The sequence below is a fragment of the Streptomyces sp. NPDC001700 genome (genome assembly GCF_053596435.1).
The window spans coordinates 506,102-521,705 of sequence record NZ_JBSFGE010000005.1; the positions used below are offsets into that span (position 1 = coordinate 506,102).

General features: G+C 71.3%; 13 protein-coding genes, 3 tRNA genes and 1 pseudogene. 6 read left to right on the forward strand and 11 right to left on the reverse strand.

Annotation, left to right across the window (positions count from 1 at the left end):
* Window positions 1-55 precede the first annotated feature (55 nt).
* The 5 genes from ACWC5C_RS13435 to ACWC5C_RS13455 all read right to left on the reverse strand — a co-directional run bounded on the left by ACWC5C_RS13435 (window position 56) and on the right by ACWC5C_RS13455 (window position 1,491).
* Entirely contained in the window at window positions 56-490 is a 435-nt protein-coding gene (locus ACWC5C_RS13435; protein WP_450875538.1) for a MaoC family dehydratase, read from the reverse strand.
* Window positions 487-951, reverse strand: coding sequence for a MaoC family dehydratase N-terminal domain-containing protein (locus ACWC5C_RS13440; protein WP_009715906.1), 465 nt, complete (start codon window positions 949-951; stop codon window positions 487-489). The genes ACWC5C_RS13435 and ACWC5C_RS13440 overlap by 4 nt, the downstream gene beginning before the upstream one ends.
* An 83-nt stretch (window positions 952-1,034) precedes the next feature.
* The gene (gene rpmG, locus ACWC5C_RS13445) at window positions 1,035-1,199 is read right to left on the reverse strand and encodes a 50S ribosomal protein L33 (protein ID WP_009715907.1); all 165 of its coding nucleotides are present in this window, start codon (window positions 1,197-1,199) and stop codon (window positions 1,035-1,037) included.
* Between the two features lie 90 nt (window positions 1,200-1,289).
* Window positions 1,290-1,362, reverse strand: a tRNA-Met gene (locus ACWC5C_RS13450).
* Window positions 1,363-1,418: 56 nt separating this feature from the next.
* Window positions 1,419-1,491: transfer RNA gene (locus tag ACWC5C_RS13455), tRNA-Thr, on the reverse strand.
* A 187-nt stretch (window positions 1,492-1,678) separates the two neighbouring features.
* Here ACWC5C_RS13455 and ACWC5C_RS13460 point away from each other — a divergent pair.
* The 5 genes from ACWC5C_RS13460 to ACWC5C_RS13480 all read left to right on the forward strand — a co-directional run bounded on the left by ACWC5C_RS13460 (window position 1,679) and on the right by ACWC5C_RS13480 (window position 10,641).
* The gene (locus ACWC5C_RS13460) at window positions 1,679-2,980 is read left to right on the forward strand and encodes a hydrolase (RefSeq protein WP_450875539.1); all 1,302 of its coding nucleotides are present in this window, start codon (window positions 1,679-1,681) and stop codon (window positions 2,978-2,980) included.
* Window positions 2,981-3,004: 24 nt separating this feature from the next.
* Window positions 3,005-3,670, forward strand: a complete 666-nt coding sequence (locus ACWC5C_RS13465) for an SDR family oxidoreductase (protein ID WP_450875540.1) — start codon at window positions 3,005-3,007, stop codon at window positions 3,668-3,670.
* Window positions 3,671-3,816: 146 nt separating this feature from the next.
* On the forward strand, window positions 3,817-5,070 hold the full coding sequence (locus ACWC5C_RS13470) for an amidohydrolase family protein (protein WP_450875541.1): 1,254 nt from the start codon (window positions 3,817-3,819) through the stop codon (window positions 5,068-5,070).
* A 363-nt stretch (window positions 5,071-5,433) separates the two neighbouring features.
* Window positions 5,434-9,456 (forward strand): nSTAND1 domain-containing NTPase, encoded by a 4,023-nt coding sequence (locus ACWC5C_RS13475; protein ID WP_450875542.1) that lies wholly within the window; start codon window positions 5,434-5,436, stop codon window positions 9,454-9,456.
* A gap of 264 nt (window positions 9,457-9,720) precedes the next feature.
* Window positions 9,721-10,641, forward strand: a complete 921-nt coding sequence (locus ACWC5C_RS13480) for an FkbM family methyltransferase (protein ID WP_450875543.1) — start codon at window positions 9,721-9,723, stop codon at window positions 10,639-10,641.
* 30 nt (window positions 10,642-10,671) lie between these two features.
* Here the strand turns inward: ACWC5C_RS13480 and ACWC5C_RS13485 are convergent, their stop codons facing one another.
* From ACWC5C_RS13485 to ACWC5C_RS13500, 4 genes and pseudogenes are all read right to left on the reverse strand, one after another.
* Entirely contained in the window at window positions 10,672-11,646 is a 975-nt protein-coding gene (locus ACWC5C_RS13485; protein WP_450875544.1) for a hypothetical protein, read from the reverse strand.
* Window positions 11,647-11,729: 83 nt separating this feature from the next.
* Window positions 11,730-12,488, reverse strand: coding sequence for a glycosyltransferase family 2 protein (locus tag ACWC5C_RS13490; RefSeq protein ID WP_450875545.1), 759 nt, complete (start codon window positions 12,486-12,488; stop codon window positions 11,730-11,732).
* Between the two features lie 2 nt (window positions 12,489-12,490).
* Window positions 12,491-13,081 (reverse strand): annotated as a pseudogene (locus ACWC5C_RS13495) (UTRA domain-containing protein); the annotation flags it as partial.
* 120 nt (window positions 13,082-13,201) lie between these two features.
* A tRNA-Tyr gene (locus tag ACWC5C_RS13500) sits at window positions 13,202-13,283 on the reverse strand.
* A 189-nt stretch (window positions 13,284-13,472) separates the two neighbouring features.
* On the opposite strand from ACWC5C_RS13500, the gene ACWC5C_RS13505 reads away from it, so the two are divergent.
* The gene (locus ACWC5C_RS13505; RefSeq protein ID WP_385440632.1) at window positions 13,473-13,961 is read left to right on the forward strand and encodes a YajQ family cyclic di-GMP-binding protein; all 489 of its coding nucleotides are present in this window, start codon (window positions 13,473-13,475) and stop codon (window positions 13,959-13,961) included.
* A 167-nt stretch (window positions 13,962-14,128) separates the two neighbouring features.
* Here ACWC5C_RS13505 and ACWC5C_RS13510 read toward each other — a convergent pair whose 3' ends face one another.
* Entirely contained in the window at window positions 14,129-14,521 is a 393-nt protein-coding gene (locus tag ACWC5C_RS13510) for a YccF domain-containing protein (RefSeq protein ID WP_385440638.1), read from the reverse strand.
* Complete coding sequence (gene htpX, locus ACWC5C_RS13515) at window positions 14,518-15,381, reverse strand: zinc metalloprotease HtpX (protein WP_450875546.1); 864 nt, start codon at window positions 15,379-15,381, stop codon at window positions 14,518-14,520. Before htpX ends, ACWC5C_RS13510 begins: the two co-directional genes overlap by 4 nt.
* Between the last annotated feature and the right edge of the window lie 223 nt (window positions 15,382-15,604).

Sequence of the window (15,604 nt, forward strand, 5' to 3'; positions counted from 1 at the left end):
CAGAGTACGGGGGCGCCCCCGGCGCGGCGCCGGGGGCGGTGGGGGCCCCGGGGAATTACGCGAGCCGGACGACGGCGCGGGCCATGCCCAGCACCTTCTGGCCCTCGCTGGTCGCCGTGATGTCCACCCGGACGGTGCGGGCCTCGTCGTCCAGCTTGGCGGCGACCTTGGCGGCGACCTCGATGAGCGCGCCCTTGTCGTCGTTCGGGACGACGACCGGCTTGGTGAAGCGCACACCGTAGTCGGCGACGGTCCCGGGGTCGCCGGTCCAGTCGGTCACCACGCGGATCGCCGAGGCCATGGTGAACATGCCGTGGGCGATGACGTCGGGGAGGCCGACCTCCTTGGCGAACTTCTCGTTCCAGTGGATCGGGTTGAAGTCGCCCGAGGCACCGGCGTACGCGATGAGGTCGGCGCGGTTCACCGGGAAGATCTGCGCGGGAAGTTCGGTGCCGACCTCGACGGCGTCGTACGAGATCTTGGCGCTCATCTGCTCTCCTCCGCTTCGGCGGCGCGCGCCACCAGTTTCGTCATCGCGGTGACCACGTGCTCGCCCGCGGCGTCGCGCACCTCACCGCTGATCAGGATCACATCGTTGCCCGCGAGGGACTTGATGTCGTCGATCCTGGTGATGACGGTGAGCCGGTCGGCCGCCTCGATGGGCCGGGTGTACGTGAACTTCTGGTCGCCGTGCACCACCCGGTTGAAGTCCAGGCCGAGCTGCGGGTCGCCGACGACCAGGTGCCGTGCGGCCTTGAAGGTGATCGCGAAGACGAACGTGGGCGGGGCGATCACATCGGAGTAGCCGAGCGCTTTGGCCGCCTCCGGATCGGTGTAGACCGGGTTGGTCTCGCCGATCGATTCGGCGAATTCGCGGATCTTCTCCCTGCCGACCTCATACGGGTCGGTGGGCGGGTAGGTCCGCCCGACGAAAGACGGATCAAGCGCCATCGCCTCGGCACCTCCTGCGGTTGATGACTAACGAAACGAGGCCACCCCCGCTAGTGGGGGCGGCCTCGAATGAGAGTTTATTGCTATCGCGTCTCGCGGTGCGCGGTGTGCGCGTTGCAACGCGGGCAGTGCTTCTTGATCTCAAGACGATCCGGGTCGTTACGCCGGTTCTTCTTGGTGATGTAGTTCCGCTCCTTGCACTCCACGCAGGCCAGCGTGATCTTCGGGCGGACGTCGGTGGCAGCCACGTTGAGTGCTCCTTGACGAACGGATAGGACTGGAGAACGCAGTAAAGAGTAGCCGACCGGAGGACCGACCCCACAATCGGCTACTGTGTGTAGCGGTGACCGGACTTGAACCGGTGACACAGCGATTATGAGCCGCTTGCTCTACCGACTGAGCTACACCGCTTCGATGCGATCAGGACCCCGCTCGACCGGAGTCGAACGGGATGCCTCACACATCAGAGCCCCAATACGGAATCGAACCGTAGACCTTCTCCTTACCATGGAGACGCTCTGCCGACTGAGCTATTGGGGCGAGCGATGAAGACATTACACGCTCGGCCGCCGAAGGTGAAATCCGTATCGGCCCAGGGCGACCCCGTGCGACACAGCGTGCTCACGCACCACACCGGTACGACTATTCGGCTCCTCCGCGAAGCCGTAGCCCCCTGGTCCTAGGCTCGGTTCGCCCCCGCGTGATCTTGCGCCGCCCCAGGAGTGCGATGCCCGAGAGCCAGCCGCCCGAGAGCCATCAGCAGCAGCCCTCCGGCAACGACGGCGGGGCGGCCGGCGGGCCCACCGCGCTGGTCCTCGGCGGCGCCCGGCTCGCCGACGGCCGCACGGTGGACGTACGGCTCAGCGGCGGGCGGATCGAGGCGGTCGGCACGACCGGGAGCCTGGTCCCCGGGCCCCGGCTCGACCTCGGCGGCTATCTGCTGCTCCCGGCCCCCGCCGAACCGCACGCGCACTGCGACACCGCCCTGACGGCCGACATCGCGGGCCCCGTCCCGTACGCCGCCGAGGACGTCCAGCGCCGCACCACCGAGGCCGCCCTGCTCCACCTCGGCCACGGGGCGACCGCCGTGCGCACCCATGTGCGCATCGGCGGGGTGCACGGTCTGCGTTCCCTGGAGGCGGTCCTGGAGGCCCGGCACAGCCTGCGCGGGCTCATCGACCTCGGCGCGGTCGCGGTGGCGCGGGTGCTGACCGGGGCGGCCGGGGCGGACGGGCTCGCGATGCTGCGGGACGCCGTACGGATGGGCGCCTCCGCCATCGGCGGCTGCCCCGACCTCGACCCCGACCCGACCGGTCACGCCGAGGCCCTCCTCGACCTCGCCGCCCGCACCGGCTGCGCCGTCGACCTCCACACGGACGGTGACGACCCGGCCCGGCTGGCCCGGCTCGCGGCGATGGCCGGGGGCCTGCGGCCCGGCGTCACCATCGGCCCCTGCGGCGGGCTGGCCCGGCTGCCGCGGGACGTCGCGGGGCGGATCGCCGACCGGCTCGCGGCCGCGGGCGTCACCGTGGTCTGCCTGCCGCAGGGCGACTGCGTCGGACTGGAGGACCGGGGCGAGCAGGGGGCGCGCGTGGCCGGATGCGCGCCGGTGCGGCTGCTGCGGGCCGCGGGCGTCCGGGTGGCCGCCGGGAGCGGCGCCCTGCGCGACACCGTGAACCCGGTGGGGCGCGGCGATCCCCTGGAGGCCGCCTATCTGCTGGCCTCGCGGGGCGAACTGGGCCCCGCGGAGGCCTACGACGCGGTCTGCGCGCGGGCGCGGGCCGCGCTGGGGCTGCCCGAGGTGCGGGTGGAGGCCGGGTTCCCCGCGGAGCTGCTGGCGGTGCGCGGCGACGGGCTCGCGGGGGTGCTGTCGCTCGGGTACAGCCGGGTCGTGGTGCACGACGGGCGGGTGGTCGCCCGCACCAGCGCGGTACGGGAGTACTGCGACTCGGCCGCCGCGGTCGCCCTCGACCTCCCCCGCCAGTCCCGCCCCCAGTCCCGCCCCCCGGACGGCGACGCGCAGCCGTAGTCCGGGGGGCGTACGGTCGGGATCATGCGCATTGTCATCGCTGGTGGACATGGACAGATCGCGCTGCGGCTGGAGCGGCTGCTCTCCGCGCGCGGAGACGAAGTGGCGGGCATCGTCCGCAAGCCGGAACAGGCGGGCGACCTGCTGGCGGCGGGTGCCGAACCCGTCGTCTGCGACCTCGAATCGGCCTCCGTGGACGACGTGGCCAAGCATCTGGAGGGCGCGGACGCGGCGGTCTTCGCCGCCGGGGCTGGCCCCGGCAGCGGGGCCGCCCGCAAGGAGACCGTCGACCTCGGGGCCTCCGTGCTGTTCGCGGACGCGGCCGAGCGGGCGGGCGTACGGCGGTTCCTCAGCGTGTCCGCGATGGGCGCGGGGAACGAGCCCCCGCCCGGTACGGACCCGGTCTTCGCCGCCTACCTGCGCGCGAAGGGGGCCGCGGACGACGACGTCCGGGCGCGCGGCGCCCTCGACTGGACCGTGCTGCGCCCGGGCCGCCTCACCGATGACCCGGGTACGGGTCTGGTGCGGCTGGCCGAGCACACCGGCCGGGACGAGGTGACCCGCGACGACGTGGCCGCCGTCCTGGCCGCCCTCCTCGACGAACCCCGCACGGCGGGCCGCACCCTGGAGCTGCTGGGCGGCTCCACGCCGGTGGCGGAGGCGGTGCGCGCGGCCGCGAACGGGGGCTGACGGGACGGAGTGCGGCGAGGGGCGCGGGCGGATCGAGCCCGCGCCCCTACGCGCGCCTGATGCCTCTTGTTGCCTGAGTCGGTCGCCTCTACTCTGCAATCTGACGGACCGTCAGATTATCGGGGAGACATCGGGGAGATGACGCCATGACGGGCGAGACGACCGGCGCGACCGAGCTGCCCATGGTCATCAGCGTGGACGACCATGTGATCGAGCCCGCCCATCTCTTCGAGACCTGGCTCCCGGCCAAATACCGGGACCGGGGGCCGAAGCCGCTGACGGCCGGGATCGGGGAACTGGCGTACGTCGGCGGCAAGTACCGCATCACGACCGACCCGGACGGCCCGCTCACGGACTGGTGGGAGTACGAGGGCGGGCTGTTCCCGTACAAGCGGATCATCGCGGCCGTCGGCTTCTCGCGCGACGAGATGACCCTGGAGGGCATCACCCGGGAGCAGATGCGCCGCGGCTGCTGGGACCCCAAGGCCCGGATCGCGGACATGGAGATGAACCACGTCGAGGCCTCGCTGTGCTTCCCGACCTTCCCCCGCTTCTGCGGCCAGACGTTCGCCGAGGCGGACGACAAGGAGGTCGGGCTGGCCTGTGTCCGGGCGTACAACGACTGGATGGTGGAGGAGTGGTGCGGTGACAGCGGCGGGCGGCTGATCCCGCTGTGCCTGATCCCGCTGTGGGACGTCGAGCTGGCCGTGCGGGAGATCCGCCGGAACGCGGCGCGGGGCGTGCGCGCCGTGACGTTCAGCGAGATCCCCACCTACCTCGGCCTGCCCAGCATCCACAGCGGCTACTGGGACCCGTTCTTCGCCGAGTGCGAGGCGACGGGGACGGTCGTGTGCATGCACATCGGCTCGTCCTCGCAGATGCCCGCCGCCTCCCCGGACGCCCCGCCCGCCGTCCAGGCCTCGCTGAGCTTCAACAACGCGATGGCCTCGATGATGGACTTCCTCTTCAGCGGCGTCCTGGTGAGGTTCCCTCGGCTGAAGCTCGCGTACGCCGAGGGCCAGATGGGCTGGATCCCCTACGCCCTGGAGCGCGCGGACGACGTCTGGGAGGAGCACCGGGCGTGGGGCGGCGTGCGGGACCTCATCCCGGAGCCGCCGTCCACGTACTACTACCGGCAGATCTACTGCTGCTTCTTCCGCGACCGGCACGGCGTCGCCTCGCTCGACACGGTCGGGGTGGACAACGCCACCTTCGAGACCGACTACCCGCACGTGGACTCCACCTGGCCGCACACCAAGCGGGTCGCGGCCGAGCATGTCGCGGGCCTGTCACCGGAGACCACGTACAAGCTGCTGCGCGGCAACGCGATCCGGATGCTGGAGCTGAACTTTGATAAGGCCGACAAGGCCGACCGAGCCGACAGGGACCGGACGGTCTGAGGCCGCGATTCCGGTCATCATGGCCGGAATTCCGGCCTACCCCCTTGCCTTTCGGCGGCGGCGGCCCTGGGATCGACGCATGTCCGATCGTCAGCACACCGCGCACCGCCCCCGCCCCGCGTGCCCCACAGCGTCCGGCGCCGGTCCCTCCCCACGCGGGGACCGGTGCCGAACGGTGGGGCGGTGCCGATCCGCACCCCCCCCGTGTTCGGGTGCGGATCTCGGGAGAGCTGCTGGGCTGTGATCCTGCCAGCTACGCCTTCCGCCGAGGAGATACCGGTTCGGGAGCACGGCCTTCGTCGCAGGTCATCCGTATAAAGTGAGTTTTCCGGTCCGGATATCCAGGCGTGGGGGAAGTAGGGAGTGGAGACCTTGAGTTCCGACTCAGGGGTACGCACGGCCTTCGCGGAACGTCTCGCGCTGCTGTACCGGGAGGCCGGCAACCCTCCCCTCAAGAGCGTGTCCGACGCGGTCGTCCGGCTCCAGCGGACCGACGAGCGGGGGCGGCCCGTACGGGTCTCCGCTCAGCGGATCAGCGACTGGCGGCGTGCCAAGAACGTACCCGCTCAGTTCGCCGCGCTCGCGGCGGTGTTGCACGTACTCATACCCGACGCACGGCGGCTGCGGCCCGCGCCGGTGTCCACCGGCCTGTACGACATGGGCCAGTGGCAGCGCCTGTGGGAGCGCGCGGTGGCCGACCCGGTCGGGATGCGCCCCCCGGCGGCGGCGGACGAGGAGGAACGGCCCCCGGCCGACGCCCCGTCCGTCCCCGGCGCGGTGTGCCCCTACCGGGGGCTGGCCGCGTACCGGCAGCAGGACGCCCGGTGGTTCTTCGGCCGGGAGCGCAGCACGGAGGCGCTCGTCACCCAGCTGGGCGCGGCGGAGCAGACGGGCGGCCTGGTCATGCTCGTGGGCGCCTCGGGGGCGGGGAAGTCCTCGCTGCTGAACGCCGGACTGGTGCCCGCGCTGGAGAGCGGCGCGCTGGGCGGCGGGGACGGCCGGGCGCGGGAGGTCCTCCAGCTGGCGCCGGGCGGCGATCCACTCGCGGAGCTGACCCGCCGCATCCCCCAGCTCGCGGGCCTCGTCCGCACCGGGGAGGAGGCTGATACGCCACGGTTCGCGCGCGCGGTGCGGGAGGCCGTCACGGCGTGGGCGGAGCGCGAGACGTCCGGCGCGGCCCGTCCGGTCGTCATCGTGGACCAGTTCGAGGAGGCGTTCACCCTCGCCACCGATGAGGCGGACCGGCGTACGTTCATCCAGCTGCTGCACGCCGCGTGCTCGCCCGCCGAGCCCGGCGAACCCGGCGAACCCGGCGAACCCGGCGGCCCGGCGCCCGTCCTCGTCGTCCTCGGCATCCGCGCCGACTTCTACGAACAGTGCCTGGCCTACCCCGAACTGGCCGACGCGCTCCAGCACCGCCACATGGTGCTCGGCCCGCTGACCGCCGCCGAGCTGCGCGAGGCGGTGACCGGCCCGGCCAAGGCCGTGGGCCTGGAACTCGAACCGGGGCTGGCCGAGCTGATCGTCCGGGAGGTGAGCGCCGACGGCCCCCGGGGCACCTCCGACGCGGGCGTGCTGCCGCTCCTCTCGCACGCCCTGCTCGCCACCTGGCAGCGCCGCAAGGCGGGGCGGCTGACCCTGGCGGGCTACCGCGCGGCGGGCGGCATCCAGGGCGCGGTGGCCGCGACGGCCGAGCGGGCCTGGTCCGGCCTCGACCCCGCGGCGCGCACGGCCGCGCGGCTGCTCCTGCTGCGGCTGGTGCGGCTGGGCGAGGACACCCAGGCCACCCGCAGGCGGGGGACGCGGCGCCAGCTGTCGGAGGAGTCGACGGAGCCCGGGAAGACGGAGGAATCGCTCGAAGCGCTGGTCCGCGCCCGGCTGGTGACCCTCGACGCGGAGACCGTGGAGATCACCCACGAGGCGCTGCTGCACGCCTGGCCACGGCTGCGCGACTGGATCGACGAGGGCCGCAACGACCATCTGCTGCGCCAGCGCCTGGAGGAGGACGGCCGGGCCTGGGAGGGCATGAACCGCGACCCGTCGCTGCTCTACCGGGGCTCCCGGCTGGAGCAGGCCCACACCTGGGCGAAGTCCGCCGGGGACACCCTGCTGACCCGCAGCGCGGTGGAGTTCCTGGCCGCCTCGGTGCGGCTGCGCAAGCGCATCATCTGGCTCAGCCGGGGCGCGGTGGCGACGCTGATCGTCCTGGCGATGGTGGCCGTCGGCGCGGCGGTGGTCGCGTGGCAGCAGCGGGACGACGCGGTGTTCGAGCAGGTGGTCACCGAAGCCGACCGCTTCGAGTACCGGGATCCGTCGCTCTCCGCCCAGCTGGCCCTGGTGGCGCACCGCTTGCGGCCGGACGACGACAGTACGCGGAACCGGCTGATCTCGATCGTGAACGCGCCCCTGGCCACCCCGCTGCTCGGCCACACCGGCGCCGTCTATCTCACCTCGTTCAGCCCGGACGGCCGGACCCTGGCCACCGCCGCCTACGACCGGACCGTCCGGCTCTGGGACACCAGCGACCCGACCCACCCGAAACCGCTCGGCAAGCCGCTGACCGGCCACACCAGCTGGGTGAGCAGCGCGGTCTTCAGCCCGGACGGCCGTACGCTCGCCAGCGCGGGCGACGACGGCACGGTCCGGCTGTGGGACGTCACCGACCCGGCCCACCCGCGCGCGCTGGGCGCGCCCCTGTCCGGCCATGACGGCACGATCTACCTGCTCGCCTTCAGCCCGGACGGGCGGACCCTGGCCGCCGCCACCGAGGACCGCGAGGTCCGGCTGTGGGACATGGACGACCGGCGGCGGCCGAAGCCGCTCGGCACGCTCACCGGCCACACCGCCGCCGTGCGCTCCGTGGCGTTCAGCCCCGACGGGCGGACGCTCGCGGGCGGTGGCGACGACGGCACGATCCGGCTGTGGGACATGACCGATCCGCGGCATCCGAAGCGGCTCGGCAAGGCGCTGACCGGCCACACCGACCTGATCCACTCCGTGGCGTTCAGCCCGGACGGCCGCACCCTCGCCAGCGGCGCGGCGGACAACACCGTCCGGCTGTGGGACGTCGGCGATCCGCGCCGCGTGGAGCCGCTGGGCTCGCCGCTGACCGGCCACACCGGCCCCATCTGGTCCGTGGCCTTCAGCCCGGACGGCAACATGCTCGCCGTCGCCAGCCAGGACTCCACGGCGAGCCTGTGGAACGTCCAGGACCCGGCGTACCCGTCGCAGGTCGGCGAGCCGCTGGCGGGGAGCAGCGGTGAGATGTACGCCCTGGGCTTCAGCCCGGACGGGCGGACCCTGGCCACCGGGACCGGCGACAACATGGTCCGCCTGTGGTCGATCCCGACGTCGGACATGATCGGCCGGGTCGGGGCGTTCCGGCCGGACGGGCGGGTGCTCGCCACGGCGGCGCGCGACGAGAAGATCCGGATGTGGAACGTGTCGGAACCCACCCGTCCGGTGCTGCTGGGCAAGCCGTTCAAGCCCGGCGCGGGCGCGGTGCGGGAGCCGGTCTTCTCCCCCGACGGCCGCATCTTCGCGGCGATGGCGGGAGGCCGCACGGTGCGGCTGTGGAACGTCACCGACCCGGCCCGTCCCGTCTCCGCCGGGCCGCCCATCGAGCTGCGGTCCCGGTTCGCGGGCGCGCTGGCCTTCAGCCCGGACGGGCGGACGCTGGCCACCGTGTACGACGACCGTACGATCCGGCTGTGGGACGTCCATGACCCGGCGCACGTCCGCCCCCTCGGCGCGCCGCTGACCGGCCACAAGGGCTACGTCAACGCCCTCGACTTCAGCCCGGACGGCCGCACCCTCGTCAGCGGCAGCGCGGACAACACCATCCGGCTGTGGAAGCTGACCGCCCGGCGTCACGCCGTGCTGCGGGGCGCGCCGCTCACGGGGCACCTGGGGCCGGTCAACGCGCTCGCCTTCAGCCCGGACGGCGACACGCTGGCCAGCGGCAGCGACGACAACACGGTCCGGCTGTGGAACATCGCGGATCCCGGGAAGGTGACCCGGCTGGGCCGCCCGCTCACCGGGCACACCGACGCGATCGTCTCGCTGTCGTTCAGCCGGGACGGCAACGCGCTGGCGAGCGGCGGCAACGACAACGCGGTCCGGCTCTGGAACGTCACCGTCCCCTCCCGGGCCGATCCCATCGGCCAGTCGATGAGCCCCAACGCCAAGGTCGGCAACTTCCTGTCCTTCAGCCCGCAGAGCCGCATGTTCGGGGTGTCGAGCGGCGCGGACACCGTCCGGCTGTGGGATCTGGACGTCGACAAGGCGATCCGGCGCATCTGCTCGATGACCCGGGGCGTCCTGACGCCCGACAAATGGCACGAGTATCTGCCCCGGCTCTCGTACGAATCTCCGTGCGACCGCTGACGGCGGGGCGCCGGGCGCTGACGGCGGGGTCCGCCGGGCGTGATCACGATCACAACTCGGCGTTCATTCCGACCAGTCGGCACCCTGAGCCGGGCAGTCGCGTTACGCTTGGGAACAGCCCGATCGCTGGTGCATCCCCCGTCGCCAGCGATCGGGCGTTTGCCTATGCTTCGACGGCCCGCCCCACCTGGCCCGAAGCCGGAGGTCCCCCCTGATGCCGAGGCCCCCTGAAGCTGAGGTCCCCCTGATGCCGAGGCCCGACTGATGCCCTGGCTCGACGAGGCCGCCCTGGACCTCACCCGCGCCTACGTCCGCCACGCGCCCTGGAGCGCCGGGAAGCGGGCCTTGGTCGAGCGGTACCTCAACGCCGCCCTGCGGGACCGCCCCCTGCACCGCCTGGCCCGTACCCGCTTCGGCGCCACCCTCGCCGTCGACACCCAGGACCTCATCCAGCGGTATCTGTACCTCTTCGGCGTCTGGGAACCGCATATGACGCGCTGGCTCCAGCGCAGGCTGCGGCCCGGTGACGCGTTCGTGGACGTCGGCGCCAACATCGGCTACTACAGCGTCCTCGCGTCCCGCCTCGTGGGCCCCGGCGGCACGGTCGTGGCGATCGAGGCCTCGCCGACGTTCCACCAGCTCCTGCTGCGGCACGCCCGGCGCAACGCGTGCGCCAACATCCGCGCACTCAACGCCGCGGTTTCCGATCGCGAACAGTTGCTGACCTTCATCCTCGCCAGCTCCCGCAACATGGGCGCGAACAGCATCGTCCCCTACGACGGCCCCGCCGAGTCCACCTTCGACATCACGGCCCGGCCGCTGCCCGACCTCCTCACCGAGGACGAGATCGCGCGCGCCCGCGTCATCAAGATCGACGTCGAGGGCGCGGAAGGCGGCGTGGTCCGAGGCCTGGCCCCCCTCCTCCCCACACTGCGCCCCGACGCGGAGCTGACCATCGAGGTCACCCCGCAGCGGATGGCCGACCTGGGCGAATCCGTGGACGAGCTGCTGGAAGTCCTGGCGTCCCACGGCTTCCACCCGTACCACCTGCCGAACGACTACGCGGCGGCCACCTACCCGGCCGCGCTGCGGAACGCGGCGAAGGTGCCGGTGCGGTGGCGGGGGCCGGTCACCGAGGAGAGCGATCTGGTCTTCTCCCGCGTCGATGCCGAAACGCTGCCCTGACCGTTCACGGCACCGCCCTCGTGCGCCACATCAGCATCCCGGGACCTCACCGCGCACCCGGCAATCCACGAATTTGCCACCACCCGTGATGTCGAACACGTATTCCTGGTCGGGGGCCGTGGGCTCACTTTCGGCGACGAAGAATTTCCGCCCGTTCTTCACCTCCTGCACATGCACCCCCTCCGCGTCGCTGTAGGTCACGTCGATCGCCCACTCGCAGCGGCCCTGGCTCGTCGTCGCCTCGACGCGCAGGGTGCCCGGAGTTGCCGCGCCCCCTAAGTCGATCTTGTTGTACTTGAAGTACGGCTCGCCCTGATGCTCGTCGCCTTCGTCGGTGATGATCGGATAGGTGTTCCCCTTGTCCAGATCGAAAAAGATTCCATCCACGGGCCCACCTCCCTGTGTCGGGAATTTGATCACCGTCTTGGCGGGTGAAGGGGTGCACTTCTTTACATCCGCACGCATGTCCACGATGGCGAGCCCGGACTCCCTGTCGCTGAAGAAGTCCAGGTAGAACACCGTGGCGTCGCCCCGGGCGGTCCACGAGGGAACCAGCAGGTCGCGGGCTTGGTGGGCAGCCATCAGCTCATCGAAGCGGTCATTGGACGCCTCATCCCTCAACCCGAAGCCAAATAATTCGTTCTCTTCGGCCGCCGTGAGCGTGCGATCGAATACGACCGTCCGCTCCGTTGGGATTTTGGTTTCATACCTGACTTTCGAGACGAACGGCGCTTTTCCTTCTTCCGACCTTTCCGCGATGGCGTCGTCCCGGCGCGCCTCCGCATCGGCCCACATCCAGTCGATGAACTTTTCGCCATTCGCGGCAATGAGCCATATCGATAACCCCACCAGCAGAGTCCATGAAATCGTCCTCACCCTGCTTCGAAAAGGCATGCGACTGGACCCCGGGGCGAGGGTCTCGCTGATGATGTCCGACGGCGAGACATCGGCAGCCGAGTCCGCGTCGGGGCTCTCGGAAGACTGGCCGGGGAGAGGGTGCGACATGCGGACTCCTTGCCGGAGTGGCCGTGACGGACACGCACAACTATCCACTCCGGCAGGCCGCGCCAAAAGGCACAGGGCGGGGATCAGTCGGCCTCGTACCGCCAGCCGTCCATGGCCGCCAGGGCGCGGGCGCGGGTCTCTATGACCCTGAAGCGGGCCTGGCGTTCGGTCGCGTCGGTGTGGGCGGGCTGGCTGGTGACCTGGCCGGGCCACTTGCGGTAGAGGAGGCCGGTCTCGGCGGTGAACCAGCCACGGCTGACCGCGCTCAGGGCCAGCAGCAGCCCGGTGTCCTCGGAGGCGGGCAGGGCCATCCAGCCGCCGAGGGCCAGGAGCAGGTCGCGGCGGACGAACAGGGTCGCCGGGTGGACCTGGGCGCGGTAGTCGTTCGCCTTCCAGTGGTCGAGGACGGCGCCGCGCGCGAGCGGGCCCTGTGGCGGGTCGCCGTCGAACCCGGCGGTGGAGCCGTCGGGCAGCAGGTCCAGGGCGCGTGAGGTGGCCCAGCCGAGCCCCGGGTTGTCGCCCAGCGCGCGCAGGTCGCGGGCGAGGGCGCCGGGGGTGAGCATGTCGTCGGCGTCCAGCACCTTCACGTACGCGCCCTCGGCCCGGGAGAGCCCCACCGTGCGGGCCATGGCCGCCCGCCCGGCCCGGCCCTGGCCGAAGCTGATCCGGTCGTCGTGGGGCACGCAGGGGCGTACGGCGTCGGTCTCGCCGTCCTCCTGGACGACCCACCGCCACTCCCAGCCGTCCGGCAGCTCCTGCTGGCACAACGACGTGTAGGCGTCGGGGAGATGCCCGGCGCCGGGGGCGTGGACGGCGGTGATGACCGTGATGACGTTTGGCATGGTCACCACCTTGTCAGGGGCGTGGTGAAGACGAGTTCCGTTCGGTCCCCTGGCAGCCGCACATCCGAGACCTCGACCACCCGGCCGCCGGTGTCGGTACAGACCTTCCGGATGAGGAGCAGCGGGACGCCCCCCGTGAGACCGAGCGCCTCGGCCTCCTCCGGGGTCGGCGGGCGGGCCGTGATCCGTTCCTCCACGCGGTCCAGCTCGACGCCGATCGTGTAGAGCTGGTGCTGCGTACCGCCGGGCCAGGGCTCGTTGGCGGCATCGAGCAGATGCGGGTCGGCGGCCACCACGTCATGGACGAGATACGAGTGCACCAGCGCGAACGGGGCGTCCTCCGCACGGCAGTTGGTGCGGTACATCCGCTCCAGCAGCCGCGTACCCACCGGCACCCCGAAGACCGCCGCCAGATCCTCGTCGGCCTTCGCCGCGCGGTACTCGGTACGGAAGGCGAGATCGGTCACATCCAGCCCGGTGTCGCGCTCCGTGGCCCCCGTCCGCAGCCGCTCCGCCCGGGACCGCCGCGCCCGGTCCTTCTCCCACTGATGCCGGTCGTTGCTCCGCCTGATGCGGTGGCGGGGCGTGCGGAGGTCGTACCTGGCCATACCGGGATCACCGCCCTCGATGTCCGGACAGTTTCAGCGTAAGTCCTGGGAACGACAACGGCCCCCGGCTGCGAAATCGCAGCTCGGGGGCCGTTCTTCCCAGCGTGGCGGCGCCAGGATTCGAACCTGGGTAGGCTAAGCCGACGGATTTACAGTCCGCTCCCATTGGCCACTCGGGCACACCGCCTGGGATGTGGCCAGGTGCCCCGCTTCCGCGGCGCTGCTCCCTGGCAACGACGTAAACAATACCTGATCCCCGGGGGTGGTCCGCCACCCGGTTGATCGCCTCTGGATCATGGCCGGGATGGCTAGGCTGGCGCTTACGGCCCGCTGGGCCGTGCCACTGACGGATCTACGTACGAGGAGCCAACTCAAGATGGCCGACTCCAGTTTCGACATCGTCTCGAAGGTCGAGCGGCAGGAGGTCGACAACGCGCTCAACCAGGCGAGCCGCGAGATCTCCCAGCGCTACGACTTCAAGAACGTCGGGGCCTCGATCGACTGGTCGGGCGAGCGGATCGAGATGCGCGCGAACTCCGAGGAGCGAGTGAAGGCGATCCTCGACGTCTTCCAGTCCAAGCTGGTCAAGCGCGGGATCTCGCTCAAGGCGCTGGACACGGGTGAGCCGCAGGCCTCCGGCAAGGAGTACAAGATCTTCGCCTCCCTGCAGGAAGGCATCTCGCAGGACAACGCGAAGAAGGTCGCCAAGATCATCCGCGACGAGGGCCCGAAGGGCATCAAGGCGCAGGTGCAGGGCGAGGAGCTGCGGGTCACCTCGAAGAGCCGGGACGATCTGCAGTCCGTGATCGCCCTGCTGAAGGGGAAGGACCTGGACTTCGCGATCCAGTTCGTCAACTACCGGTAGGCGACCACGCCGCGTCCAGCGCCCGCCGGGGCCCTGCCGGGCCCCGGCGGGCGCTGGACGAGCTGGCGGGCACCAGGGCGAGGTCCTGCTCGCCCTCGGCGATGCCAAGGCCGCGGCGGCGGCTACGGCGGCCTGAACGGGATCCGGAGACCGGGACCGGGACCGGGTCAGCGGCCGATGAAGGGCTGGTCCGTGGGGACGATGTCGTGGCCGAGGGGGGTCAGGGATATCGGGATCAGCTTGAAGTTGGCGATGCCCAGCGGGATGCCGATGATCGTCACGCACAGCAGGACGCCGGTGATGATGTGGCCGAGGGCGAGCCACCAGCCCGCGAGGACCAGCCACAGGACGTTGCCCACGCAGGAGGCGGCGCCCGCGTCGCGGCGGGGGACGGCCATGCGGCCGAAGGGCCACAGGGCGTAGCCCGCGATGCGGAACGAGGCGATCCCGAAGGGGATGCCGATGATGGTGACGCACAGCAGCAGACCGGCCAGGACATAGGCGCAGGCCATCCAGAAGCCGCTGAATACGAGCCAGATGATGTTCAGAATGGTTTTCACGGTTGCTCCCCCGCCATCTTTTCGAGTCGTGCGATGCGCTCCCGCATGGGCGGGTGGGTGGAGAAGAGCCTGGCCATGCCGATCCCGCCCCCGAACGGGTTTGCGATCATCATATGGCTGGCGGTCTCCAGCCGGGGTTCCGGGGGCAGCGGGAGCTGCTGGGTGCCCTGTTCCAGCTTACGGAGGGCACTCGCGAGCGCCAGGGGATCGCCGGTGAGCTGGGCGCCGGACGCGTCGGCCTCGAACTCACGGGAGCGGCTGACCGCGAGCTGGATGATGGCGGCCGCGAGCGGGCCGAGGATCATGATCAGCAGCATCCCGAGGAAGCCGGGGCCCTCGTCGTCGTCGGACCGGCCGATGGGGATCAGCCAGGCGAAGTTGACCAGGAACACCACCACGCTGGCGAGCGCGCCCGCGATGGAGGAGATGAGGATGTCGCGGTTGTAGACATGGCTCAGCTCATGCCCGATGACTCCCCGCAGCTCACGCTCGTCGAGCAGCCGCAGGATGCCGTCCGTGCAGCAGACCGCCGCCTTGCGCGGGTTACGGCCGGTCGCGAAGGCGTTGGGGGCCTCGGTCGGGGAGATGTACAGCCGCGGCATGGGCTGACGGGCGGCGGTCGACAGCTCGCGCACCATCCGGTAGAGCCCCGGCGCCTCGAACTCGCTGACGGGACGCGCCCGCATGGCCCGCAGGGCGAGCTTGTCGCTGTTCCAGAAGGCGTACGCGTTCGTCCCGAGGGCGACGAAGACCGCGATGACCAGCCCCATCCGGCCGAAGAAGCTGCCGATGAGGATGATGAGCGCCGACAGTCCCCCGAGGAGTACGGCGGTCTTCAGCCCGTTATGCCGGCGGTGCACTGTACGCCCTCCCGATGATGCCGCAGGGGAACCGTCCCTGAACTGGTCAACGCCAGGTGAGGGGCACTAGTTCCCTTGTGCCCCGTTCCTACTGACCGAGCGGGAGTGAGTCCTGGCACCAGAACTCATGCTCAGCCGGGCACCCCGAACGGTTGTGGGCACCCTGGTCGCCCGCTTTCGCTCCGCACCCGGCGCCGACGGATCGTGTCCGTGGTCCGGGAAT